3 protein-coding genes and 1 pseudogene are annotated in these 4,127 nt (G+C 70.6%); 2 read left to right on the top strand and 2 right to left on the bottom strand.

Features of this window, described 5'->3' with window-relative positions:
* Window positions 1-58 precede the first annotated feature (58 nt).
* On the top strand, window positions 59-1,357 hold the full coding sequence (locus tag DMB66_RS55215) for a sulfate adenylyltransferase subunit 1 (protein WP_125812034.1): 1,299 nt from the start codon (window positions 59-61) through the stop codon (window positions 1,355-1,357).
* Window positions 1,358-1,455: 98 nt separating this feature from the next.
* Here DMB66_RS55215 and galK read toward each other — a convergent pair whose 3' ends face one another.
* Both galK and galE read right to left on the bottom strand, forming a co-directional pair.
* On the bottom strand, window positions 1,456-2,601 hold the full coding sequence (galK, locus tag DMB66_RS55210; RefSeq protein WP_125812033.1) for a galactokinase: 1,146 nt from the start codon (window positions 2,599-2,601) through the stop codon (window positions 1,456-1,458).
* A 13-nt stretch (window positions 2,602-2,614) separates the two neighbouring features.
* Window positions 2,615-3,592 (bottom strand): UDP-glucose 4-epimerase GalE, encoded by a 978-nt coding sequence (gene galE / locus DMB66_RS55205; RefSeq protein ID WP_125812032.1) that lies wholly within the window; start codon window positions 3,590-3,592, stop codon window positions 2,615-2,617.
* Between the two features lie 152 nt (window positions 3,593-3,744).
* Between galE and DMB66_RS55200 the strand changes: the two are divergent.
* Window positions 3,745-4,127 (top strand): annotated as a pseudogene (locus DMB66_RS55200) (tryptophan--tRNA ligase); the annotation flags it as partial.

Below are 4,127 nucleotides of genomic sequence, written 5' to 3'. Positions count from 1 at the left end.
GCGACGACAAGGTCAGCGAGGCGGCCATGGAAGACCGCAAGCGGGAAGGGTACTTCTGATGAGTCAGTCCGTGCTGGAGCCCGAGGCCACACCGGCCCGCAACATGGATCTGCTGCGGTTCGCCACCGCCGGCAGCGTCGACGACGGCAAGTCGACCCTGATCGGCCGGCTGCTCTACGACACCAAGTCGCTCTTCTCCGACCAGCTCGAGGCGGTCGAGGCGGTCAGCGCCGCCCGCGGCGACGAATACACCAACCTGGCGCTGCTCACCGACGGCCTGCGGGCCGAGCGGGAGCAGGGCATCACCATCGACGTGGCGTACCGCTACTTCGCGACGCCGCGGCGCAAATTCATCATCGCCGACACCCCGGGGCACATCCAGTACACCCGCAACATGGTCACCGGCGCCTCGACGGCCGACCTGGCGCTGATCCTGGTCGACGCCCGCAAGGGCCTGGTCGAGCAGTCCCGGCGGCACGCCTTCCTGACGAGCCTGCTGCGGGTTCCGCACCTGGTGCTCTGCGTCAACAAGATGGACCTGGTCGACTGGGACCGCGGCGTCTACGAGAAGATCGCCGACGAGTTCACCTCGTTCGCGGCCAAGCTCGACGCGCCGGACCTGACGGTCATCCCGATCTCGGCGCTGGAGGGCGACAACATCGCCTCGCGCTCGGAGAAGAGCCCCTGGTACGAGGGCCCGTCGCTGCTGCACCACCTGGAGCACGTGCACATCGCCTCGGACCGCAACCTGGTCGACGTGCGCTTCCCGGTGCAGTACGTGATCCGCCCGCAGTCCACGGTCGTCACCGACTACCGCGGCTACGCGGGCCAGGTCGCCTCGGGCGTGCTCAAGCCCGGCGACGACGTGATGGTGCTGCCGTCCGGGATGACCAGCAAGATCGCCGCGATCGACACCGCGGACGGCCCGGTCGCCGAGGCGTTCCCGCCGATGTCGGTGACGGTCCGGCTGACCGACGAGATCGACATCTCCCGCGGCGACATGATCTGCCGGCCGCACAACGCGCCGGCGGTCGCCCAGGACATCGAGGCGATGATCTGCTGGATGGACGAGACGGCGCCGCTGCGCGTCGGCGCGAAATACACCATCAAGCACACCACCCGGACGGCCCGCACGGTGGTTCGCGGCCTGCAGTACAAGCTGGACGTGAACACGCTGCACCGCGACGAGAACGCGCCGCAGCTGGGCCTGAACGAGATCGGCCGGGTCAAGCTGCGCACCACGGTGCCGCTGCTGGCCGACGAGTACCGCCGGAACCGCACCACGGGCGGCTTTATCCTGATCGACGAGTCGTCCAACCGCACGGTCGGCGCCGGGATGATCATCGAGGCGCAGTAGGACGACGCAAACGGCCCCGTCCCGGTGCGTTGAAGACCGGGACGGGGCCGTTTGCGTCGTCGCATGGTGTGCTCCCCGCCGGGACGGGTCACGCCGATTCAGGACAGCCGGGCGGCGCCCGGGCCGGGCGTGGCCGACCAGGTGGTCGGCGCGGTGAAACCCCGCTCGGCGTACGCGCGTTCCACCGCGGCCGTGGTCTCGGCGGCCCGGTCGGCGTCGATCAGGGCCAGGACGCAGCCGCCGAAGCCGCCGCCGGTCATCCGGGCGCCGTACGCGCCGGCCGCCAGCGCCGCCTCGACCGCGACGTCCACCTGCCCGACCGTGATCTCGAAGTCGTCGCGCATCGAGGCGTGTGACGCCGTCATCAGCGGGCCGATCTCGCGGATCCGGCCCGCGCGCAGCAGCTCCACCGTGTCGAGCACCCGCTGGTCCTCGGTGACGATGTGCCGCACGCGGCGGCGCATCACGTCGTCATCGAGCTTGCCCAGCGCCGCGTCCAGGTCGGCCGGGGTCACGTCCCGCAGGGCCGGCACGCCCAGGATGCGGGCGGCCTCCTCGCAGGACTTGCGGCGGGCGCCGTACTCGCCGTCGACGTGCTGGTGCGGCGCGTTGCTGTTGATGATGAGGATGGCCAGGCCGGCGGCCGCCAGGTCGAACGGGATCTGCTCGACCTCCAGCGACCGGCAGTCCAGGAACAGGGCCTTGCCCTCGACACAGCGGATCGAGGCCGACTGGTCCAGGATCCCGGTCGGCGCGCCCACGTACACGTTCTCGGCACGCTGGGCCAGCGCCGGGCGGTCGGCCACCGGCAGGTCCATCCCGCCCAGCTCGACCAGCGCGGTCAGCACCGCCGACTCCAGGGCGGCCGACGACGACAGGCCGGAGCCGAGCGGCACGTCCGAGGCGATCGCGATCCGGGCCGGCGGCACGGTGAAGCCGGCGTCGCCCAGCGCCCAGACGATGCCGGCCACGTAGCCGGCCCAGCCCTCGACCCCGCCGGGCTCCGTCGCGGCGAAGCTGACGGATTCCGGGGCGAAGGTCGAGCAGACCGTCCAGCCGGGCGTGTCGGCGGGCGCCACGGCCGCCACCACGTGCTGCGGCAGGGCGAAGGGCAGCACGAAGCCGTCGTTGTAGTCGGTGTGCTCGCCGATGAGGTTGACGCGCCCCGGCGCCGCCCACAGTCCCGTGGGTTCGGCGCCGTAGGCGTTCCGGAAGGTCTCGGCGGCGGAGGACGCAACAGTCATGTCCATGATCAGATCACGCGACGTGGCTGCGGTAGAACGCCCAGGCGTCACCGATCATGTCGGCCAGGGTGTTCTTCTCCGGCACCCAGCCGAGCTCGTCGCGGGCCCGCAGCGACGAGGCGACCAGCGTCGCCGGGTCACCGTCGCGCCGCGGCGCCACCTCGACGGGCAGCTCGGCGCCGGTGACCTCGCGGGCCGCCTCGGCGACCTGCCGGTTGGAGAAGCCGTTGCCGTTGCCCAGGTTGTAGATCTTGTGCTCGCCGGGGGTGGCGGCATCGAGCGCGAGCAGGTGGGCGCGGGCCAGATCCTGCACGTGGATGTAGTCGCGCACGCAGGTGCCGTCGACGGTCGGGTAGTCGTCGCCGAAGAGCTGCAGCTTCTCGCGCTTACCGGCGGCGACCTGCAGGGCGATCGGGATGAGGTGGGTCTCCGGGTCGTGCCGCTCGCCGATGGCGGTGCCGTCGGGCCGGATCAGCGCCCCGGCCACGTTGAAGTAGCGCAGCGAGACCGCGGCCAGGTTGTGCGCGAACGCCTCGGAGGTGAGCGCGTGGTCGAAGGTCAGCTTGGTGGCGCCGTACGTGTTGGTCGGGGCCTTGACCGCGTCCTCGGTGATCGGCAGCTCGGTGGGGTTGCCGTAGACCGCGGCGGTGGAGGAGAAGACGACGCGCGGCACCCCGGCGGCGCGGGCGGCGTCGAGCAGGGCCAGCGAGCGGACCACGTTGTGGTCCCAGTACAGCTCCGGCCGGCTCATCGACTCGCCGGCGGCGATCAGGCCCGCGAAGTGCAGCACGGCGTCGAAGCCCGCCGCCGCGGTCAGCACGCCGCCGGCCTCGGCGATGTCGGCCTGCACGAAGGTGGCGTCGGGGGCGACCGCCTCGCGGAAGCCGGTGCTGAGGTTGTCCAGGACGGTGACCTCGTGTCCGGCGTCGAGCAGCAGTCGGCTGGTGACACTGCCGACGTACCCGGCACCTCCCGTGACGAGCAGTTTCACGTCGCGACCTTTCGTAGCGGATGCTGGAGGACACACTGAATCCCAGAACAACTTTCCACCAAGAACGATCATAAGTCAACACGTTCAAACATCAGACTATCCGGAGGCGGGCGTTTGACGGAAAGCCCGCCGAAGCTGACACAATGGCGCTCATGTCCGACGCCGACCACCGTCCCCGGGTGCTCTCCGGCATCCAGCCGACCGCCGACTCATTCCACCTCGGGAATTACCTCGGCGCGGTCCGCAACTGGGTAGCCATGCAGGAAACCGCCGACGCCTTCTACTGCGTCGTCGACCTGCACGCGATCACCATGGGGCATGACCCGGTGGCCCTGCGCAATCGCACCCGGTTGTCGGTGGCGCAGCTGCTCGCCCTGGGCCTGGACCCCGAGCGCTGCACCCTCTTCGTGCAGTCGCACGTCCCCGAGCACGCGCAGCTCGCCTGGGTGCTGAGCTGCATCACCGGCTTCGGCGAGGCCGGCCGGATGGTCCAGTTCAAGGACAAGTCCGCCAAGCAGGGCTCGGAGACCACCAG

This window comes from Actinoplanes sp. ATCC 53533 (assembly GCF_003947245.1).
Note: the sequence above shows the minus strand (reverse complement) of the source record. Positions and strands in the feature narration are given on the sequence as shown.